The following is a 20,250-nucleotide window of genomic DNA, read 5'->3' as shown; positions in this document are numbered from 1 at the left end:
GGCCGGCCACAATAGCGTCGCGGTGACTCAGAGCTCTTCACGCTGCGCCAGTTTTCTCTTCAATCGTTCCTCGACCGTGGGCGGCACAAACTGGTTGACTGAGCCGCCGAGCCTGACGATCTCCTTGACCAGAGTCGAGTTCAAGTACGAATATTGCTCGCTGGGCATCAGGAATACGGCCTCAAGAGATCCGCTCAGCCTTCTGTTCATCAGCGCCATTTGGAACTCATACTCGAAGTCCGAGATGAAACGCAGACCACGTATGACAACGTCTGCGCCGATGTCCTGCGCGTAATTGACAAGCAGACCTCCGAAGTGGGTCACCTCTATGGCACCCATGTGCCGAGTCGTCTCTCTAAGCATGTCCACTCTCTCTTCCACCGAGAAAAGAACATCTTTTTCGCCCCTGTGGCCGACAGCGACTGTGAGCCGGTCAAATAGTCTGAGCGCCCTTTCCATCAAATCAATGTGCCCGTTAGTAACAGGATCGAAGGTGCCTGGAAAGAGGGCCTTTTTCATCCACTACCTCCTTTTGGAACCATCACAAACACGGATACCTGAGTGTCGCCATAGCGCTTCTTGGTCTTGAGTCGCAGGATACCATGTTCGCCGGCGAGCTGCTCCCTCTTGTCGTGCTCCACTATAACTACGCCATCTTGAGCGAGAATGCCTCCGTCCGCAACGGCTTGAAGACCGGCATGCGCCAATCCCTGCCCGTACGGAGGATCCATGAAAACCACTTGGAATTTCTCACCATTCTGGGAAAGGGCCTCTACGGCCTTCCCCGCTTCACAGCAGAAAACCCGTCCGCGCTCCTCGATCTCAAGCTGTCTGAGGTTTCTCTCAATGATCCTTCGCGCTGTCCCGGAAGAGTCCACGAACAGCACAAAGGCCGCTCCCCTGCTCAACGCCTCTATTCCGAGTGCCCCGGCGCCGGCAAAGAGGTCAAGCACTCTCGCACCGTCGATTCGGTTCTGCAGCAAGTTGAAGATCGCCTCTCTCACCCTACCCGACGTCGGCCTGATCGCTTTCCCGGGACGCGTGGCAACGCTCCTGCCTCTCAGAGTGCCCGCTGTGATGCGCATTGCGCCCTCCGTTTCAAGTATTCTTGCAGAGAGAACATGCCCTGTCAAGCTGCGGGCACCGAGAAAACGAGTTGGCTCAAGAAGACCGACGCTACTGGGCCGAGGGTGGAGCTGCACCGTGTGTCGGAAACGGACTGGAGGCAGGCAAAGAGAGTCCCTGTCCGTCTGGTCGAACAGACAGGGACCGCACGATCATCGCAAAGGCGCCGTCTATTGAGGTGAAGAATGGGACGAAACCGGAACGATCCTCGGGGTTATGAAAATCAGAAGCTCTCGCTTGCTTTTCACGTCGTTCGACGATCTGAACAAGAAGCCAAGCAACGGAATGTGTTGAAGAATGGGCACGCCGCTCTTGTCTTTGGTCGTGTTCTCTCTGATGAGGCCTCCTATCACCGCGGTCTCACCGTCTTGCACGATCACCCTCGTGTCGGCTTCGGTCGTGTTTATGATGACTCCGCCTTGGACGGTCGAAGCGGAGGACAGATCGCTGACCTCCGGATGGATGTCAAGCGTTATGTCTTTCTCGGAGTTTATGTGCGGGGTAACCCTGAGAGTGATTCCTATCTTCTTCAATTGCGTTATCGGATTCCCAGCGTTGTCCTGGACAATCAATGGAATCTCTTTCCCGACCAGGATCGAGGCCTCTCGATTGTTCACCGTCGTGATCCTCGGGTTCGAGATTATGTCCGCCTTGTTCTGCGTCTCGAGCGCGTGAAGCGTTGCGTCCAGCGTTACGTAGTCCCTGATTGCGCCTATCCTCAGCGTGCCGGCAGGGTTCTCAATATCGGCATCCACGGATATGTCCTCGCTGACGTTCTGCTTCCCGATGTCCATGTCTTCAGCGCTCCAGACGACTCCGAGGTTTCTGGCTACGCTGACGTCGACGTCGACCAACTTGGCCGTAATCTCGACCTGCGGCGTCATGGAGTCGAGTTCCCTTGCCATACTCTCGGCACTGGCCACTCTGTCTGCTATGTCCGTGATGATGAGTGAATTGGTCCTCTGGTCAACCTCGATGTAGCCTCGCCTGGTCAGCATTTTCTCGAGAGACACCTTGAGCTCCGCGGCGTTGGCGAACTTGACCTCCACTCTCTCCATTATCAGCGGCAGCAACTCCTCTTTCTTTCTCTCGGCGGTCTGCTTGTCTATTTCCTCGTTACGAAGCTCCTCCGCCGTGGCAACACGCAAGACACCCTGTTCCTCCACGTATGAGAGACCTTGAGTTCTCAAGATGATGTCAAGAGCGTCCCTCCAGGGCATGGCCTTGAGCCGCACCGAGACGACCCCCTTCACCGCCTTGTTGCAGACGATGTTCTTGCCGCCGAATTCAGCCAGGCTGCGCATCACGGTGTTGATGTCGGCCCCCTGGACATCAAGCGAGACTAGCCCATTGCGACTCGTGGGCGGATCAGAATTGTGATTTGAAGACTTAACGGACTTGGGTTCGGCCGTCTTCTTCCCAATCACAATGATCAGCCCCTTCTCGGTTGTGCTGAGCGAATATGACCTCTCCGAACCGAGCTCGACGACGACTCTAGTTATGTTCCGGCCAGGTTCACCCGGCCACTGACTCGCCCTTATCTCACTGATCCCAAGGCCGGAGGGCACCTCGACGGGAGAACTCGAGGCATACAATGCGTCAAAACAGTCAACGACGATTCTCGGCGGGTTCGAGAGGGCAAAATCTCTGTAGGACAGCGGTGCACTGGCGCTGATCACTACCTCCGAGACGTCTCCCTTCTGAGCAACCGTGATGCCTTCCACCTGACACAGATCGGCGCCTCCAAGGGGCGCTGCCCACAGGAAGGGCACGGCTACCATCAGGATCAGAAAGCCGCTTTCGAACCTATTTCTCATTGCGCTCACCCTCTTTGCCTTTCATGCGTATTACTACAGTCTGCGTCTCTCCATAGAAAGTCTGCGAAATCGTGAGGCTGTCCTTGGTAATGTCTGTCACCACACCGCCGATCACCGCGTCGCCTACTCGCAACGCATAACCTCTTCCACGACTGTCCTCAACCATCGCAAGTTTTTCCTTGCTTCCCCACAGAATGCCCACCAACTCCATGTCTCCGACACTCACTAGACCGGTTGCGCCTTCTCCTTGGAACTCACCGCCAATGAGCGACACAAATGGGTCTCTGTTACCCAAGCTCGAATATATAAACCGGGGTCTCGAAAGCAGGAGTTCGGGCTCGCCTGCTCTTCTGATGCCCGCCCCAGCCGTCTTATCTGCGGCCTCTGTCGCTTCCAGCACGACAACAACACACGTCGTCACAAGAAACATGCAAAGCAGACAAACTATGCGGGCCCTACTTGCCCGTGGGAATCGTGCGGACATCCGAAACACCTCTTGTTAGCGTGTAGGCCGAGGCGATAAACGTGGCCTGAACCACCTCGTCAGGCTTGCCTCCAGTGTAGGACGCAAGCTTCAACCCGGAAACGTTCACTATTCTGGAAAGATTCGCGATCTCGCTGAGGAAGGCAGCCGTCTCGTGGAAACCGCCCACGACGCTTACCTCAACGGGGTGCTCTACATAGTAGCCGCGATCCACAGGAGGATTGGGCTTGAAGAGCGTGAACTTGACGCCAGACTGCTGGCCCGCGATCGTGACCCTGCTCAGCAGGGTCGCAAGCTCCTTCTCTTCCGGCAGGAGCTCCTTCGCGAGCAGCCACGACTCGTGCAGCTCTTCGTATTCTTTCTTCAGTCTGGGCAAATTGCCGACCAGTTGCCTCGCCTTGGACAAATCCAACGTCAGTTTCTCGTAATGCTGCTTCAGCTCGTTGTACTTGGAGGCCTGAGCTCTGAATCCGAATGGCAAGAACGACGCCAGGAAGTACAGATAGAGCAGGGCGGCCAGAAGCACCACCCCCATCAGCATCTTCTGATGTTTCGGATTTCTGAGGTCCATCTCTGCCTCTTACTCCGGCCTCACACCTGACGACAAGGAGAACTTGACGACGTCCATCTCATCGATCTTGCCTCTCTCAGCTATGGTGAGGTCCACATTCTGAAAGAGAACGGAACGCTCAAGTCGCGTCATGAAATCGGCAACTATCAGGTTGGAGAACGTGACCCCCTCAAGGACGACAGTGTTGGGATCGGATCGGAAATACGAGGTGAGCCAGAGGTGTTCTGGAATCCGCTTGTTGAGCTCGGCAAGCAACATAACCTCAAAGGCTCGACTGTTCTCCAGCTCGGTAATGACTCTCATGTGCGCGTCAAGCTCTGCGCGCTCTGCCGTGAGCCTCTCGATCTGCTCGATCTGCGGCCTCAATTGTGCCGCCTGACCCTCGGCCTCGGCAATCCTGCCCTTCAGGCTTCCGATTCGCATTCCCTCCACCAAGGAGGTTATGATGATCAAGGCCACTACTCCACCAACGAGAGCGACGAAGCCCATGTTCCCCACGTGGGGAATGGTCATTACTCTCTTCTTGGTTCGTAGCTCGATGGGAAGAACGTTAATCTTTATCATTGGATTCCCGCCCTTCGCAGCGCAAGCCCGATTGCCACCGTAAGCACGGGAGCTACCGTTGAGGGATCACCACCCTCGAAAAGCGACGAGTCACAATTGATTTTCGAAAGAGGATTTGCTATGTCGGCCGGAACGTTGAATTTCTCCGCCAGAAGCTCCCTGAGACCCTGCAGACGAGAGCTCCCGCCGCTCAAGAATAGCCTTGTGAGGGCCCCCGCTTCGCCTGACGTCTTGAGATATGCGAGTGCCCTATCGAGTGTCACGACCAGGTCGTCGCACGCCACTTGAACGAACTGGGGAATATTATAGTTATGAGCGCCCTCAGACTGGCCCTTGAGGACCTTGGTTGCCTCGTCGTGGGAAAGGCCGTGCTCTCTCTGAAGCGCTTCGACCACAGTGTGACTTCCAAGCGAGAGATCCTTGGTGAAGTGAGGAATTCCGTCTTTCACTATGCTGATGTTGGTTCTCTCGGCGCCCACGTTGATGAGTGCGACTACGTCTTCCGGCGCGAAATCATAGTTCGCCTCCAGCGCATTTTGCACTGCAAAGGCATCCACGTCTATGAGCTCCGGGATCAGACCCGCTTCCTTTATTATGTGAGCATGAACGTTGACCATCTCTCTCTTGGCTGCGACCAGGAGTACTTGCATCTGTTTGGGTCCGATGTCGGTCTTGAGAATCTGGAAGTCAAGCACGACATCGCTCACGTCGTAAGGCACATGCTGTTCGGCTTCCCAGTATATCGCCTCCCGAGTGTCCTCTTCGCTGAGACGGTCCATGACGATCTTCTTGACGATCACCGCGCGACCCGATACCGCCGTTGCCACGCGCCTATTCTTGATGCCCTTTTCCTCGACAACGTTGCGGATCGTATCCACGACGCTCTGCCGATCCATGATCTCGCCGTCAACGATGGCCTCCGGCAAGAGCTCGGCGATCCCGAATGTTACAAGTCTCATCCCGTCCGCTGCCTCTTCCAGTTCGGCGAGTTTTATGGCACTGCTGCCGATGTCCAGGCCCACGGAGGATTTCTTCTTACCGAGCATCTCTGCCTCGTTTCCGATTTGTGACTTACAAATTCCCGCTTTCTCTCTAGTGGGCCCACGCTAACAAAGGGGGTACCATGTGTCAAGCGGAAAATCCCGCTCTCGCCGCCGGCGGCATTCTCCTCCGCACAGGGTTGGGCGACGTGCCGAGTTCTCCGTAACGTGAGCTCAGTGGCCGATTCCCGCGTTGGAAAGATACCACTCGACGAGACGGCTCCAACAAAGGAGAACGACGATACCTACCGGCGCGAGAAAACTCCCGAAGGGAATCGGCGTCCTACGACTCATGCGGAACATCAGCATCAGGACAATGCCGAGTGCAGAGCCCGCGAGAGAGGCGACAAATATGACAATCAGGACTGCTTTCCACCCAAGAAAGGCACCCATCATCGCCGTGAGCTTTACGTCGCCTCCTCCCATCCCCTCCACCTTGGTTATCTTCGTGTAGACGTAACCTACGAGCGTCAGGCTTCCTCCGCCGACGATGATCCCGAGAAGACTCTGTGCCAAACCCAGACCGGAGAAGACGCTGCCCGCCAACCCCAACACCATGAAAGGAAGAGTGATGGTGTCCGGTATTATCCTGAACTCCAGATCAACAAATGTGATCACCACGAGCGCGCAACAGAATGCGTAGTACAGAAGGAGCTCGAACGAAAATCCGAACTTGAAGTAGCTGAGCAGGAGCAAGAGGCCCGACGCGAGTTCCACGACAGGATATTGCCATCGAATTCGCGCGCCGCAGTGTCTGCATCTTCCCTTCAGAATGAGGAAGCTGAAAACGGGTATGTTGTCCATCGGACGAATGGGGGTCTTGCACAAAGGACAATGCGAAGAGGGAAAACACACCGAAATCCTGCGGGGCACTCTGTGAATGCAGACGTTTAGAAAACTCCCGATCGCAAGCCCGGCTATGAACAGCAGGACAAAATCCATCACAAAGACTCCCTTCAAGTGTATCTTGAAGATAATGACAACCGGCGACGAGGTAAGACGCCCGCCGTGCTTGAGCGAGCGCGATGAGCGCGTCCCCGTCACCCGTTAGAGGGAGCGTTCCCGATCCAGTCTTTCCCTTTCAAGCTCGTCCTTCAGCTCTGCGATCTTCTCCTCAGCCATTTCCTTGATGTACTTATTGTGAGTTGAAGCCGCGGCCTCCTCCCAGAGTTCCAACGCCGTCTCGGTGTGACCTGCTCGTTCCTCTACGAATGCTGCGAAGCGTGATGTAAACTCCGGAGCGTCAGGCAGCTTGGAAGAGAGAGCGAAGTACCTTCCGGCACTCCGATAGTCGCGAAGCACGGTATAGTAGATGAAACCCGTCTCAAATGCAAGGAGCCAGTCGTCGGGGTTGCTTAGCATCCCCTTTCTCAGGAGCGCCAGACCGTCGCGAGGCCTGCCCGCGTCCTGAGAGAGCACCATGGCTCCGAAAACGTAGGCCTGAATGAATCCGGGGTCCAGCGTCGTCACGATGTCGGATATGTGACCAATCATCTCGTATCTTCTGTCCGTGAGCCTGTGCTGACCGTAGTACTGGATCGCCCTCAGCCAGGCGACGTCAGCCAGAGTGCACTCCTGACCCAGTGCGGTCTGCCTCACGAACGTTCCCGACGGGAAGTACATCAATTCCTCTCCCGGCTGCGGCTCCGTCTTCTTGGCCATCTCCTTCTTGATACAGATTCCCCCGCTCATCAACCCCAGGGCCAGAACCACGAGGGCCACGTCTCTCAGCGCACTTCTCACGGAGAACCTCATTACTTGAAGTCCCTCCTCGAGAACACTACTGTGGAGAGTAGAAGCGCGCCCAGGCTGTAAAGTAGACCGTATGCAGTCGCCGCGAGGATGCGCTCGGTAGGAACGTCGACCCCGTGCACGACCATGCCTCTGACGTTGAAGAGTTGTAGGTCGGGAAGCACGTAGTAAAGAAATTGGCACGCGTGTTGCGCGAAGGCCGATGGCAGTCTCGCGCCGAACGCAAGAACGTCCCCGCTGAAATGGCCGACCACGTAGAAAGCAAAGGTAAAGATCGTGCTCATGCCCGTCGTGCTGAACGAGGAAAACAGTACCGCTATCGAGGTCATCAGGAGAAGTTCTATGTAAGTGAGAAAGCCGGCCTTCAAGACGAGAACGTCAAGCCCCGCCCTCGAAATCAGAAGTGTCCCTTGCAGGACGATAAGCATGAGCACGACCATTGCGATCAAGGCGTCAGCCATTCCGAGAAACTTGCCCAAGATGAACTCGTGTCTCGCGACCGGTTTGGAGAGAATCACGAAGATGGTTTTTCTGTCTATCTCTTTGTGAACGAGACCCGCCCCCATCACTATGATGGCGAGCATTCCGAAGAAGGAGATTGCAGAAAGGCCGAGGTCCTTCGTGATTTTGACCCCCTCTCCCAGGGCCAACGGGCTCATTATGCGCGTGCTCACTACAAGGACCGCGGAAAACACGAGCAAGACATAGAGCGCTTTGTCTCTCAAGGCCTCTCTGAAGGTATTTCCTGCTATCGCAATTACTCTCGTCATGCTGCTCCCTGTGACTCTTCGCCCGACGGAATGCCGTCCGGTTCAAACAAGAGTGAGCTCTCTCGACTCTTCTTTGCCTGACTTCCGGGTGATCTCTCTGAGAAATAGCGATTCCAGTGACTCCTTCTGGGGAGTCACCGAGAGAATCCTGGCTCCATCCCTTGCCAACTTTCCAATGACCATCGTGGCCAGTTCCGAGTTCTTGAGTCTGATTATCGTGGTATCGCCTACACACTCCATCTGCTCCACGTGGGCATCGAGTGCGCAGGCTGTTTCTTCTCTCAGATCCTTGACCGCGATCTCTATGCTTTTTGCCTCTCCCGGCACCAGATCGCTGATGTGCCCGACCCTCTCCAACGAGCCGTCGTTTATTATGCCTACTCTGTCGCATATCAGCTCGACGTCGGGAATGATATGAGAACTGAAGAAGACGGTCTTTCCCTCCTGTTTCAGGCCGAGGATGGCGTCGCGAAATTCCTTTCTTCCTATCGGGTCGAGCCCGCTCAACGGCTCGTCGAGCACGACGAGCTTGGGATTATTGATGAGAGCCTGCGCCAGACCGACCCGCTGCAGCATCCCCTTGGAAAATTTCCTCAATCGGGTGTTTTCCTCTTTCACCAATCTCGAAATGAAGAGAGACTCCGCCATCCGCCTTTCCATTTCTCTCTTGGAAGTGATTCCCGAGAGCGCGGCGCAGAGTCTCAAGAACTCGCCAAGCGTGAGGCAATCGTAGAAGCTGGGGTTTTCCGGAAGGAACCCGACCTCCCTGCGTGAGGCGGGGTCGCCCGGATCCATTCCGAACAGCGTGATTGTCCCGCTCGTGGGCAACAAGAGCCCCAGCATGAGCTTCATCGTGGTCGTTTTGCCCGCGCCGTTTGGACCCAGAAACCCAAAAACCTCCCCCTCGTACACTTGGAGGTTCAATCCCCTGAGGGCCCATTTCTTCTGACGTGTGAAGGGGCTGGTAAAAACTTTCACAAGACCCCTGGCCTCGATGGCAACTCTTCTTTCACCTTCCTGCCAAGTAGTCTCTTCTTGCAGCCCCAACGTCGATTCCGCGCTGCTTACGCTCATCTCTCTTTCGCTGCCCCCTCTCTCACTTAGGACACCCATAGGACACCCATGGCGCTTTGTCTCCTCTTCCTCCGGCGTCGGCTGAGAAACGGCCATGGTTGCCAGATCTCACCACCGCTCAGAGAGAGTCCCGACCATCTTCTTTTGAGCAATTAGCATGCCACGCAGGGCGGCTGCGCGGGCAGCGGAAACAACCTTGTCGGCTGGTCTCCGCACGTCACAACCACACCCTGGCAGGACGACCAGACCAGAGAACCGAGCACGCAGCAGGATCAGGCAAAAAAAAGGGGTGGCTGACTAGACAGTCAGTCACCCCTGCAATCCAAGGGGCCTCTACGTGCCACTTGAGAGCGTAATGACGAGCGCCGTCTTCCCGAAGCCGGTGATTGTGTAGCCGACGTTCGCTCCGCCTGCAGCTATTTCCACGTAGCCTGTCTGGCCCTCGGTGGCAGCAGCAGCGTGGACGGGCTCTGTCGCAGCCCTGGTGAACGGGTTGCGAAGGGCCCCAGCGCCAGGAAGCAATGCGATTACGTCTGCAACCGCCCCGGCGTACACGCCATCGTGCTGAACGGCGTAGTCCTCAGCAGCAAGCTGAACCGTATGGCAGTTCGACTTTACGGAAGCCTCCTTCGCACGGGCCTGCATGGCAATGAAGTTAGGAATCGCTATCGCTGCCAGAATTCCTATGATCACCACCACGATCATTAGCTCAATAAGGGTGAAGCCCTTGCTGTTTCTAATCATTAAGTACACCTCCTTTCTTCTTGGTATTCAGTCATGTTCCACATGCTCTTTGAGCAACTAATATGCCAAGGCCAGAGACATTCCTGTTAGGTCGCAATGTGTGGTGTCGCAAGAAATTAGCTGGTTGGATGAAAAGCAGGTCAGGCGAGATGGAGACATCCCGGCCACGTCATGCTTGCAGGGCGCAATCGCCTGCTGCTTTGTGCAACGCCGCACCGCCTGCATGTCATTTTGCAATTACCTCCAGTTCCTCGTGTTGATCGATTCCGTAGGTCTGGAGTTTCCTGTATAGCGTGGATGGGTTTATGCCCAGTATCTCAGAGGCCTTCTTTTTCTGCCAACTAGTGTAATTGAGCACCTTGAGTATGTATTCCTTCTCGAGCTCTTCCAACGTGAGATTCGGAGAGTCGATGACGAGGCTTCCTCGCCTGGCGCTCCTGTCCCTGATCTTATCCGGCAGGTCTTGAGGAGCGATCACCCCGTTTTCATCAAGCACGTAGGCCCTCTCTATTACGTTCTCAAGCTCTCTCACGTTGCCCGGCCACTCGTAGGCGCACAACCGCTCCATGCACTCTTTGGATATGTCTTTCTCGTGACCGCTTTGGGTGAGCTTCTTCAGAAAGTAGTCCACCAGCATCGGGATGTCGTCGCGCCGTTCCCTCAAAGGCGGAAGTCTCAAGGGAATCACGTTCAGCCGATAGAACAAGTCCGCACGGAACCTGCCTTCGGCGACCATTCTTTCAAGATCTGCGTTCGTGGCCGCGATCAGCCTAACGTCGATCTTTATCGGCTTGTTCCCGCCCACTGGTATAATTTCTCTTTCCTGCAACGCGCGCAAGAGCTTCACCTGAGTCGCGGGAAGCATCTCGCTCACCTCGTCCAGGAAGAAGCTCCCTCCCTCGGCAACCTTGAGAAGTCCCTCTTGATCTCTCACGGCGCCCGTGAAAGAACCCCGTACGTGCCCGAACAGATTGCTCTCAAGCAGGTCCTTGGGAAGGGCTCCGCAGTTTATTGAGACAAACGAGCCGTTCGCTCGCCCGCTTCTGTAGTGAATCTCCTTGGCGATGAGTTCCTTCCCGGTCCCACTCTCGCCGTATATCAGGATCGTGCTGTCGGTATCTGCGACCTTCTCGATGGTCCTAAAAACCTTGGCCATCTCCTCGCTGTTTCCGATGATTTCCTTGTTGTCGTGCCACTTTCGCAACTGCTTCTTGAGGAAGATATTCTGATTCTGCACTTTTTTCATTTCTATCGCATTCCTCACAACGATTTTTACTTCCTCGTTGTTCGCGTGCTTCTCCAGGTACTGAAAGGCCCCTTTGTTTACCGCGTCTATCGCCGTCTTCTGAGACGCAAAGCCGGTCATGATGACCACGGGTGTGCTCGGATTTACTGCCTTGATCTGGTCGAGGACCTGCAGGCCATCCATGCCTGGCATCTTTATGTCTGTTATCACGACGTCGAAATTATCCTCCCTCACCTTCTGGATCGCGGATTGTCCGTCCTTCACCGTCGTGACCTCGAACCCTTCCTTCTTGAGCAGAATGGAAAGGAACTGACACATGCTGTCGTCGTCGTCCACAACCAGAATCTTTTCTCCTGCCATCTCGTTTCACCTCATGTTGCTTTGTGGCTAAGGCAAGCTGTACTCATTCTATCGGCAGTAACGTGCGGAATATGAACCCGCACTTTGGTGCCCCTGCCGGCCTGGCTCTCGATCGACAGTCTCCCGTTATGCCTCTCAACCACTCGCTGTGCGATGCTGAGACCCAACCCGGTACCCGCCCCCTTTGTAGAGTAGAAAGGCTCAAATACACTCTGCAGGTTCTCGGGAGGGATACCGACACCGTTGTCATCAAACTCCACAGTGACGGACGTGTTTGATTTCCCGTTCCCCCTCGGTCCGCCCTCGTCCAAGTACGTCCTGATCGTGAGCTGTCCGTCATCCTCAATGGCTTCAAGCGCGTTCACGGCAAGATTTACAAAAACTCTCTTCATCTGTTCCGCGTCCAGTTCCAAGCACGCACCCGGAGCGTGAAACTCGCAGCTCAGATTCTTTCGCTCCGAATGAGCGGGATGGCGCCGAACGATTTCGACAGTCTCCTCGATGAGCTGCTGCAAATTGACTTCCCTCAGATCAAGAGCTTTGGCCCTCGCGTAGAAGAGCAGTTCGTTCAGGAAGCCTTCCAGCCGGTCGGTCTCCTTGAGAATCAGATTCATGAGCCGTTGCGAATCGGAGTCCAGAGACAGCTCGTTCCTCAAGAGCTCGACGGAACCAATTATGGGGCTGAGACAATTTCTAATCTCGTGTGCTATGCCGGCCGAGAACTGGCCAAGTGCGGCAAGCGTTTCCTGTCGCTTCACGTTCTCTTCGACCTTCTTCACGTCGGTCAGGTCCTGATAGAGGGCGATGACTCCCGCTCTCTTGCCGGACTCCGTGGTGACGAGGCTTGTCGTGATCCCCAAGGGAACTTTTCTCCCGTCTCCGGAGACCACCTCGACTTCCCCTCTCAACACGCTGACGCCTTCATCAAGCCCGCGCCGCAGTAGTTGTACGATCGCGGACATCCCGGGGCCGAGGACTTCCTCGAAATGCCGGTTCTGGACCAGTCCGGGAGCAATGCCCAGGATGCTTGACGCTGCCCTGTTGAAGTGGACGACTTTCCCCTCGCTGTCAATCGACATGAGACCACTCACCATGCTCCGAAGTATCACGTCCGTATTGAGCTTCATCCTGTGGAGTTCGTTCGTGGTGTCCGCGAGCCTTCTGCCCTGCTGCTCGGCCCTTCTTGCGAGGAAACCTCCGAGCAGACCCACAGTCAAGAATAGGATACCGTGAAACAGTATCTTGAGCGTCGCCTCCGAGACGTCATGGCCGAGCTGGGGCGCTCCCCCCGGCAAGAGCTGCGGCCACCATGTAAGCGAATACCCTCCGGCAGAGAGCGCGCCTGCGGCCAGTGCCCCGCGGAAGGACAAATACATACTGGCGTAGAGAATAAGGACGAAGTAGAGCAGCACGTACTGGCTGGTGGACCCGCCCGTCATAAAGACAAGCCCCGTTACCAGGAGGCCGTCCGCCACGATCTGAAGTGCCAGATGAACGGCAGTACGAACGCGAAGTCGTGCCAGCAGGAAGTACAGTCCCGTCAGGATGTAACAGGAAACCAGAATTCGTACTCCGCCTTCTGTCCCTGAAACGAATGATCCCCGATCAAGTGCAATTCCAAAACCCACGGCCAGGGTCAGCACTATCGGCCGGGCCACTACCAACGACAGGACGTTCTTGACGTCGGGCTTCTCGCCCTGCCCGTGCGCGAAATGACGTGAGGACGATGCCCCGAAAGGCTCGCAACGCGGACGCACGTTACCTCCAGACTCAAGCCAGTCAGCAATTAGCCAGCAACTAGTGTCACGAGTTTGAACATCGGCAGGTACATGGCAATGACCATGCCGCCGACCAGGACGCCCATTACCACGATCATCACCGGTTCTATGACGGAGGTAAGGGTGTCCACTGCAGTGTCGACTTCGTCATCATAGAAGTCGGCTATCTTACGAAGCATCTCGTCAAGAGCCCCGGTCTCCTCACCCACGGCAATCATCTGAACGACCATGGCGGGAAAGATGTCACAGGCCTTCAACGGAGCTGCCAGTGTCTCGCCCTCTCGGATGCTCGCCCTCGTTTGAAGGATCGCCTCACTGATGACCTTGTTACCGGCGGTGTTAGCAGTGATCTCCAACCCGGTTAAAATCGGAACACCGCTCTTGACTAGAGTGCCCAGCGTGCGCGTAAATCTGGCCACGCTTGCCTTCCTCAATACTTCCCCCAGGACCGGAACTCGCAATTGAAGTCTATCAATCGTCATCCTACCGGACGCGGACTGGTAGAACTGCCTGAAGCCTACGATTGCCCCTACCAGACCCCCGCCCAGCGCCCACCAGTAATGCCTCAGCATATTACTCATCGCAAGAACGATGCGCGTGGGAATCGGCAGTTGCCCTCCGAAATCGGTGAACATCCTGGCGAAGGTCGGAATGATAAAGAGCAGCATGAAAGTCGTTGCTCCCAGTGCGACAACCAAGACCACGAGCGGGTACATCATGGCACTCTTCACTTTGCGTTTGAGTGCCTCTGCCTTCTCGATGTAGGTCGCAAGCCTCAGAAGTATGTCGTCCAGAATGCCTCCCTCCTCACCAGCCTTCACCATGTTCACGAACAGATCATCGAAGACCTTCCTGTGTTTGCCGAGCGCCCCCGCGAGCGTCGCACCGGATTCCACGTCGTGCATCGTTTCCGTGATTATGTTTCGAAAGTACGGTTTTTCCGTCTGCTTGGACAGGATCTCCAGACATTGCACGAGCGGAAGCCCCGCGTTTATCATCGTGGCGAACTGCCTGGTGAAAACAGCAAGGTCCTTCGTGCCCACCTTTTTCCGGACGGCAAACGAGATCTTCAGATCCTTCGGCTTCTCCGCTATCGAGGTTATCGCAATTCTCTTTCTTCTCAGAAAGCTCACGACCTCGTCCTGCGTGTCGAAGATCGCTTCGCCAGACTGCAGCGCACCGGCCATGCTCTTTCCTTTCCACACGAAGGTAGCCATGTTTCTCAGTCCTTTCTACGCTGCGAATGCCACACTCTTACCCATCATCTGCTCGAGCTCTTTCACGTCCGAGCTGCGTCCGATGGCGTCGTCAAGGGAAATCTGTTTCGACATGTATGCCTTGTAGAGCGCTTGGTTCATCGTCTGCATCCCGTATTTTTGCCCCGCCTGCATGAGACTGTATATTTGATGTATCTTTCCTTCTCGAATCACTGCCCTGACAGCCGGGGTGCAGACCAGAATTTCAGTGACCAGCACCCTTCCTGATCCACGCATCCTCGGAATGAGCTGCTGCCTCACCACACCCTCCAGAACAAACGCGAGTTGAGAGAACACCTGTTCCTGTTGTTCGGAGGGAAAAACATCCACGATTCTATTCACGGACTCGAAGGTCGAGTTCGTGTGCAACGTCGCAAACACAAGGTGACCGGTCTCCGCGATCGTGAGTGCGGCAGATACCGTCTCGAAGTCCCTCATCTCTCCGACGAGGATCACGTCCGGGTCTTGCCTGAGCACGTACTTCAGGGCGGAGGCGAAAGATGGCGTGTCTGAGTTCACTTCCCTTTGATTCACAATGCACTTCTTATGATGATGAACGAACTCGATCGGGTCTTCGATGGTTATGATGTGGGCGTGTCTTTCCGAGTTGATTTTGTCTATGATGGCGGCGAGAGTGGTTGATTTGCCGCTGCCGGCCGGGCCCGTGACCAAGATGAGTCCCTGCTTCTTTGTGGTGAACTCCTGCACTACCGGAGGAACCCCGAGATCCTCGAACGTGGGCACCTGATACGGAATCTGTCTTATGGCGATGGATACGACGCCTCTCTGCAGGAAGGCGTTCGCCCTGAACCTGCTTACTCCCTGTATGCCGAACGAGAGGTCAAGTTCCTTCGAAGATTCGAATCTCTTTTTCTGATCCTCGGTGAGAATGCTGTAAGCAAGTCTCGCCGTATCATCGGGTGTCAGAACAGGATGAGCAGTCGGCATCACACTCCCGTCCACCCTCAACTGCGGTTGTGTCCCTGCAGTAATGTGAAGGTCAGACGCTTTCTTCCTCGTCATTTCCTCAAGAAGTTCTCTCAGCGTTACCACGTATTCCTACCTCTCATCAGGGGCTGTCTCCCTAAGGACTTCTTCGGCAGTTGTTAGGCCGTTCTTTAGCTTGAATATGGCGTCCTCGCGCAGGGTGACCATGCCCTCTTCCCTAGCCTTTTTGCGCAAATCAGACGTGGAGGCCCTGTCCAGGATCATATCCCTGATGGACGGGCTGATGGGCATCACTTCGAAGACACCCTGTCTTCCCTTATAGCCCGTGTTGTTACAATCAACGCAGCCCTTGCCTTCGTACGCGACCAGGTGCTTGGCTTCCTCTGGGTCGAGGCCCAGCTCACGAACCACTTCCGGATGAAGCTTGACCTCGTGCTTGCAGTGAGGGCATATCCTCCTGATGAGACGCTGAGCCACAATCACGTTCGTGGAGGAAGCCACGAGGAACGGTTCGATGCCCATGTCAATCAACCTGTTGACGGAGCTCGGTGCATCATTTGTGTGAAGTGTACTCAGGACCAGATGGCCCGTCAGGGCTGCCTTTGTTGCTATGGAGCCGGTCTCCAAATCTCGAATCTCTCCAACCATGATGATGTTGGGATCCTGCCTGAGAAAGGCCTTCAGGGCGGCCGCAAACGTGAGGCCGATTTCTTCGTGGACCTGGACCTGGTTTATGCCTTCTATGTTGTACTCAACGGGATCCTCCGCGGTCATGATGTTCACCTCGGGCGTGCTAATCTTTGACAGAGCCGAATAGAGAGTCGTGGTCTTTCCGCTACCCGTGGGACCAGTGACAAGCACTATTCCGTATGGGCTCTGTATCGCATGGAGGAGGTTATCGAGCGCTTGCTGTTGAAAACCTGCCTTCGTGAGGTCGATGTCGAGGTTCGACTTGTCCAGGATTCGCATCACGACCTTCTCCCCGAATATCGTGGGGAGCGTGGAAACTCGCAGGTCGATCATCTTGCCCATGGCTCTTAGCTTGATTCGCCCGTCTTGAGGGACTCTTCTCTCTGCGATGTCGAGCTCGGCCATGATCTTTAGTCGCGAGATCATCGCGGCCTTCATCTTGAACGGAGGCGCCATCATCTCGTACAGGACACCGTCCATTCTGAAACGGATCCTCAGCGTTTTCTCGTATGGCTCTACGTGAATGTCGCTGGCGTTCTTGCGCACCGCGTCCGCGATGAGCGAGTTCACGAGCTTCACCACTGGGGCCTGGTCCACTTCGTCCAGAACACCCGTTTCCTCTTCGGGCTGTTCCTCGACGATCTCCACCTCTTCTTCCATGCTTCTCATGACGCTGGCCAGCGATTCCGCTGAATCGTAGTAACGGTCGATGGCCTTCTTGATGTCGCTTTCGGAAGCGATGAGTGGCTGGACCTCAAGGCCCGTCAGGAATTTTATGTCATCGATAGCAAAGATGTTACTCGGATTGACCATGGCCACCTTGAGCTTTCTTCCCTCGCGTCCTACTGGAAGAGCCTGAAACTTGCTGGCCACGTCTCCGGGAATAAGCTTGATGACCGACCTGTCTATTTCGAGTTGGGAAAGGTGAACGACGGGAGTGTTGTACAGCTCGGAAAGGAACTTCGTCAGGTCCTCTTCCGTTATTGCTCCCATCTTGACTAAGTTCCCAGTGACCGAGCTTCCGGCGTCGGTCTTCTGTTTCAATGCCTTGTCCAGAGCTTCTTGAGAGACCAGTCTTTCCTCAACAAGTCTGGTAGCAATGCCGTCGTACAAACCGTAACTCCTTTCCCAGCGGAAAATCGCAGTCCACGTAGAGCGTGACTCAAGCAGGATTGGTGCCAACCGGGCAAAAAGGGGCAGTGCAGGCACGGCACGGGGGCAATCTTCAACTCTCGGCGAGTGTGCCGGTTAGAGCAGTTGTCGCGATTCTAGTGAAAATTCTGTGCGGGTGCACGTGCCGAGAGGATGGCTTTTTGCATGAGGGGTCTGCAAAATGCAACCACCTTATCTCGCAGAAGAGACATAGACCCACTGCCGAAACTTGGCCAGCGTCTTCTCTCCTATTCCGCGCACGTCGAGGAGGTCTTCGACGGAATGGAAATTTCCCGCGATTTTTCTTTGCTCGATTATCCGGCCTGCGAGGGCAGGCCCGATGCCCGGAAGCGCATCCAGTTCCGCGGCCGTCGCTTTGTTGAGGTCGAGCTTGGTCGACGGACGCAGAGTCCCTGCACTCGAGGATGTAGGCCCAGGGGCACCTCCCCCGCTCGCTGCGGCTCCGTCAGTGTCGTGATATGTGATGCTAGCGGCGGCGACGTCCGTCGCCGCGTCCGTCCCGCTCGAGGAATCCTTCACGTCAGGAAGAGCTATCTCTTCAGGTAATTCGAACAGGGAGTTTACGAACTGGAAAAGCCCTCCCCCCACGAGGCAGAGTGAGAGGGTGAGAAAGACCAGCCTCTCCTCTTTGGTGAGAAATCCCGTCCCCCTCATCGTCCCTCGCCCCGGTCCACGCCACCCGCACACCATTCTCGTCGCGCCACTTGGAAAGCGCTCGCGCCCTCATGTCTCGACCACTCGATGTTCCGACGCCCCGGCCCTTTCTCAATCAAGAAGTTGGAACGTTATCCCCACGTCATAGTTTCTCGACGGCATTGGATAATAGACGGCGTCCGGACCTCTCTGACCGGGGGCGAACTCAAGATATCTCGAGGGGTAGTATTCGTTCGTCGCGTTTCGCAGACGGGCAAACGCAGTGAAGCCTGCCAACGAGACCGAGAGTTTCTCTTCCACGACCAAGAACGAACCCTGCGACGAACCCATGGGCTCGAGATGCTTACCTTCGTAAGTGGCATCCATACTCACGTTGACGACGAGATCCGGGAGCGGTTCAAAGCTCTTCGAGAACCAAGAGTTCACTCTCGTTTGAGGCATGTAGGGCAACGACTCATTCTCTCCGTTCTCCACGTTCTGAAGAGTGAGGTTGACTCCGCCCACGCGTTCTCCACGGAAGGCAAACTCGAGACCTCCCTCCACGCCGCGAGCGTCAACTTGTTCGGTGTTGAGCGGAGTGTACGTGACAGTCAAGTCTGGTGCAGAGACACTGGAACCCCACTGTATGAAGTCCGACGTTCTCGATACGTAACAACTGACGTCGGCCCGAACCGAGTTTCCCAGCAAAGAGTAGCTCGAGCCCAATTCGGTCATCCAGCTCGACTCGGCCTTCAGTTTTTCGTTCCCCTTCGTGACGTATGTCCAGCCCTCCCAACTTGACGCCTGCGTGGGCCAGAAGACATCGTTCAACGTAGGAGGGTTGAATCCCCTGCCCGACGACAACCACACCTTGCCATGCTCCATCTCTCGCCACAGACACACGCACGGACTCACTTCGGTACCGAACGTGGAATGCCGGTCGACCCTTATCGAGATCAAGCCCTTCAGCCCAGTGGCCAGAACCAGCTCGTCCGCCGCAAAGGCGTAGCCTTCCCAAGTCTTGGGGTTCCAGGAGGACACGTCTTCGCAATCGAGAGCGCTCCGCGTGAAGCCGCCTCCGGCCGCAACGTTTCCGGTGCGCGTCCCGTACTTGTAGAAATCTACAAGCGCCCCGTACCTTTCCAAATCGCTCAGAGTGGCAGTGTACGGATCTTTGTAGTCCGTTTTCTCTGTCGAATGAAATGCCCTGAGTTCCAGCTTGCTTTCCTCGCTCACCGGAATCGAGCCCACAAGTTGAAGGCGCGTTGCATCAGATTTCTGCTTGGCTTCTCTCACGGTTTTGAGCTCACCTGAGTACGACGAGATGAGGAAAGCTATCTCTCTCTTCTCTCCCACATCGTAGTTGAGTTTCCCGAAATAGCTCCTCCCGGAGTAATTTCTGTAGGCGCCCACGCCCTCCGACGAAACTCCTTCTATACCAAAGAACGTGCCAAGCGTTCCGTAGTACCTGGCAAAATCGGCCGCGTGCTTCGAATAGCCGAAGCTGCCGGACGCAAGGCCTATTCGCGCTACCGGTTTCTCGCCACGCACCGGCTCAGCCGTGACGAAGTTCACGACTCCGACAACTCCGTTACCGCCGTGGAGCAGGCCGAGCGGACCTCTGAGGACTTCGATTCTCTCGAGCATGGAGGAAGGAATGGAGTAGAAATCCACTGCTCCGTTCTGCTCATTGTTGATCTTTACCCCATCCAGAAGTATAGGCACGCTGCCGAAGCGACTGCCTCTCAGACTGATCAGCTCCAGCGCGCCGAGGGAACCATAGCTTCCAGAGTTCACCCCTTCTTTTTCTTCCAGGATGTTCACCACCGTCTTGTCAAACCTTCCCTCTATCTCGGACTTGTCAATTACGAACACGGCAGCAGGCACTTTCTCCACTCCACCGGTCAGCTTCGCAGCGGTGACGATGATGTCCTCCAGTCGAAACGACGGCACGGGGACTGGAGAAGACTCACCGGCATCCGCGCCCACTGCCTCCGTTCCTCGCAGGACTGCGGTGGTTGAATCAGAGGGGGCTTCCTCCGGCGGGATCTCGGCTGCAATTGAATCTGCTGTGGCGCCCGTGCCGTAGCCGAGAGTCTCGCTGGCCGCCGAATCAGGTGGCGCACTCTCTTGCGAGTGAGCCGGCGCCAGGACGGGCAGGACGGAGAGACCGGCAATCAGTGCGGGCAGCATGACCGCCAAGATACACGTTCGCATGTTCTCCT

The 20,250-nt window shown here is 55.7% G+C and carries 18 protein-coding genes and 1 pseudogene; all 19 read right to left on the bottom strand.

Annotated features, from left to right (window positions below):
- Positions 1-27 precede the first annotated feature (27 nt).
- The 19 genes and pseudogenes from coaD to NTX17_06880 all read right to left on the bottom strand — a co-directional run bounded on the left by coaD (position 28) and on the right by NTX17_06880 (position 20,242).
- Positions 28-519 carry a pantetheine-phosphate adenylyltransferase gene (coaD, locus tag NTX17_06970; protein MCX5801113.1) on the bottom strand — a complete coding sequence of 164 codons (492 nt, stop codon included), beginning with the start codon at positions 517-519 and terminating at the stop codon, positions 28-30.
- The gene (gene rsmD / locus NTX17_06965; protein ID MCX5801112.1) at positions 516-1,202 is read right to left on the bottom strand and encodes a 16S rRNA (guanine(966)-N(2))-methyltransferase RsmD; all 687 of its coding nucleotides are present in this window, start codon (positions 1,200-1,202) and stop codon (positions 516-518) included. Before rsmD ends, coaD begins: the two co-directional genes overlap by 4 nt.
- Before the next feature lie 93 nt (positions 1,203-1,295).
- A complete protein-coding gene (locus NTX17_06960) occupies positions 1,296-2,942 on the bottom strand; it encodes an AMIN domain-containing protein (GenBank protein ID MCX5801111.1) in 1,647 nt (548 codons plus the stop codon).
- Positions 2,932-3,426 carry a hypothetical protein gene (locus NTX17_06955; GenBank protein ID MCX5801110.1) on the bottom strand — a complete coding sequence of 165 codons (495 nt, stop codon included), beginning with the start codon at positions 3,424-3,426 and terminating at the stop codon, positions 2,932-2,934. Before NTX17_06955 ends, NTX17_06960 begins: the two co-directional genes overlap by 11 nt.
- Positions 3,398-3,997, bottom strand: coding sequence for a type 4a pilus biogenesis protein PilO (pilO, locus tag NTX17_06950; GenBank protein MCX5801109.1), 600 nt, complete (start codon positions 3,995-3,997; stop codon positions 3,398-3,400). Before pilO ends, NTX17_06955 begins: the two co-directional genes overlap by 29 nt.
- 9 nt (positions 3,998-4,006) lie before the next feature.
- The gene (locus tag NTX17_06945) at positions 4,007-4,561 is read right to left on the bottom strand and encodes a PilN domain-containing protein (protein ID MCX5801108.1); all 555 of its coding nucleotides are present in this window, start codon (positions 4,559-4,561) and stop codon (positions 4,007-4,009) included.
- On the bottom strand, positions 4,558-5,607 hold the full coding sequence (pilM, locus tag NTX17_06940) for a type IV pilus assembly protein PilM (GenBank protein ID MCX5801107.1): 1,050 nt from the start codon (positions 5,605-5,607) through the stop codon (positions 4,558-4,560). Before pilM ends, NTX17_06945 begins: the two co-directional genes overlap by 4 nt.
- 168 nt (positions 5,608-5,775) lie before the next feature.
- Entirely contained in the window at positions 5,776-6,543 is a 768-nt protein-coding gene (locus NTX17_06935) for a prepilin peptidase (protein MCX5801106.1), read from the bottom strand.
- A 105-nt stretch (positions 6,544-6,648) separates the two neighbouring features.
- A complete protein-coding gene (locus tag NTX17_06930; protein ID MCX5801105.1) occupies positions 6,649-7,356 on the bottom strand; it encodes a hypothetical protein in 708 nt (235 codons plus the stop codon).
- Positions 7,356-8,123, bottom strand: coding sequence for an ABC transporter permease subunit (locus NTX17_06925; protein ID MCX5801104.1), 768 nt, complete (start codon positions 8,121-8,123; stop codon positions 7,356-7,358). The genes NTX17_06930 and NTX17_06925 overlap by 1 nt, the downstream gene beginning before the upstream one ends.
- Positions 8,124-8,165: 42 nt before the next feature.
- Complete coding sequence (locus NTX17_06920) at positions 8,166-9,293, bottom strand: ABC transporter ATP-binding protein (GenBank protein ID MCX5801103.1); 1,128 nt, start codon at positions 9,291-9,293, stop codon at positions 8,166-8,168.
- A gap of 555 nt (positions 9,294-9,848) precedes the next feature.
- Positions 9,849-9,938 (bottom strand): annotated as a pseudogene (locus NTX17_06915) (prepilin-type N-terminal cleavage/methylation domain-containing protein).
- A gap of 229 nt (positions 9,939-10,167) precedes the next feature.
- Positions 10,168-11,547 carry a sigma-54 dependent transcriptional regulator gene (locus tag NTX17_06910; protein ID MCX5801102.1) on the bottom strand — a complete coding sequence of 460 codons (1,380 nt, stop codon included), beginning with the start codon at positions 11,545-11,547 and terminating at the stop codon, positions 10,168-10,170.
- 11 nt (positions 11,548-11,558) lie between these two features.
- Positions 11,559-13,304 (bottom strand): ATP-binding protein, encoded by a 1,746-nt coding sequence (locus tag NTX17_06905; GenBank protein MCX5801101.1) that lies wholly within the window; start codon positions 13,302-13,304, stop codon positions 11,559-11,561.
- A gap of 29 nt (positions 13,305-13,333) precedes the next feature.
- Positions 13,334-14,542 carry a type II secretion system F family protein gene (locus tag NTX17_06900; protein MCX5801100.1) on the bottom strand — a complete coding sequence of 403 codons (1,209 nt, stop codon included), beginning with the start codon at positions 14,540-14,542 and terminating at the stop codon, positions 13,334-13,336.
- Between the two features lie 15 nt (positions 14,543-14,557).
- Complete coding sequence (locus NTX17_06895) at positions 14,558-15,634, bottom strand: type IV pilus twitching motility protein PilT (GenBank protein ID MCX5801099.1); 1,077 nt, start codon at positions 15,632-15,634, stop codon at positions 14,558-14,560.
- A 6-nt stretch (positions 15,635-15,640) separates the two neighbouring features.
- Entirely contained in the window at positions 15,641-17,332 is a 1,692-nt protein-coding gene (gene pilB / locus NTX17_06890) for a type IV-A pilus assembly ATPase PilB (protein ID MCX5801098.1), read from the bottom strand.
- Positions 17,333-17,563: 231 nt separating this feature from the next.
- Positions 17,564-18,046, bottom strand: a complete 483-nt coding sequence (locus NTX17_06885; protein MCX5801097.1) for a helix-hairpin-helix domain-containing protein — start codon at positions 18,044-18,046, stop codon at positions 17,564-17,566.
- A gap of 111 nt (positions 18,047-18,157) precedes the next feature.
- Positions 18,158-20,242, bottom strand: a complete 2,085-nt coding sequence (locus tag NTX17_06880) for a TonB-dependent receptor (protein ID MCX5801096.1) — start codon at positions 20,240-20,242, stop codon at positions 18,158-18,160.
- Positions 20,243-20,250: the final 8 nt, after the last annotated feature.

The organism is Candidatus Eisenbacteria bacterium, assembly GCA_026388185.1.
In the GTDB taxonomy this organism is placed as follows: Bacteria; Eisenbacteria; RBG-16-71-46; order JAFGJU01; family JAFGJU01; genus JAPLKG01.
The sequence above is the reverse complement of the archived record's forward strand: the minus strand, read 5'-3'. Positions and strand labels throughout refer to the sequence as shown.

Bases quoted from the DNA above. Each gene is read 5' to 3' on its own strand.
- pilM (MCX5801107.1), bottom strand. From the start codon at position 5,607: ATGCTCGGTAAGAAGAAATCCTCCGTGGGCCTGGACATCGGCAGCAGT.
- NTX17_06935 (MCX5801106.1), bottom strand. From the start codon at position 6,543: ATGGATTTTGTCCTGCTGTTCATAGCCGGGCTTGCGATCGGGAGTTTT.
- NTX17_06955 (MCX5801110.1), bottom strand. From the start codon at position 3,426: ATGTCCGCACGATTCCCACGGGCAAGTAGGGCCCGCATAGTTTGTCTG.
- NTX17_06900 (MCX5801100.1), bottom strand. From the start codon at position 14,542: ATGGCTACCTTCGTGTGGAAAGGAAAGAGCATGGCCGGTGCGCTGCAG.
- NTX17_06930 (MCX5801105.1), bottom strand. From the start codon at position 7,356: ATGAGGTTCTCCGTGAGAAGTGCGCTGAGAGACGTGGCCCTCGTGGTT.
- NTX17_06920 (MCX5801103.1), bottom strand. From the start codon at position 9,293: ATGGCCGTTTCTCAGCCGACGCCGGAGGAAGAGGAGACAAAGCGCCAT.
- coaD (MCX5801113.1), bottom strand. From the start codon at position 519: ATGAAAAAGGCCCTCTTTCCAGGCACCTTCGATCCTGTTACTAACGGG.
- NTX17_06910 (MCX5801102.1), bottom strand. From the start codon at position 11,547: ATGGCAGGAGAAAAGATTCTGGTTGTGGACGACGACGACAGCATGTGT.
- NTX17_06880 (MCX5801096.1), bottom strand. From the start codon at position 20,242: ATGCGAACGTGTATCTTGGCGGTCATGCTGCCCGCACTGATTGCCGGT.
- NTX17_06945 (MCX5801108.1), bottom strand. From the start codon at position 4,561: ATGATAAAGATTAACGTTCTTCCCATCGAGCTACGAACCAAGAAGAGA.
- pilO (MCX5801109.1), bottom strand. From the start codon at position 3,997: ATGGACCTCAGAAATCCGAAACATCAGAAGATGCTGATGGGGGTGGTG.
- NTX17_06960 (MCX5801111.1), bottom strand. From the start codon at position 2,942: ATGAGAAATAGGTTCGAAAGCGGCTTTCTGATCCTGATGGTAGCCGTG.
- NTX17_06885 (MCX5801097.1), bottom strand. From the start codon at position 18,046: ATGAGGGGGACGGGATTTCTCACCAAAGAGGAGAGGCTGGTCTTTCTC.
- NTX17_06925 (MCX5801104.1), bottom strand. From the start codon at position 8,123: ATGACGAGAGTAATTGCGATAGCAGGAAATACCTTCAGAGAGGCCTTG.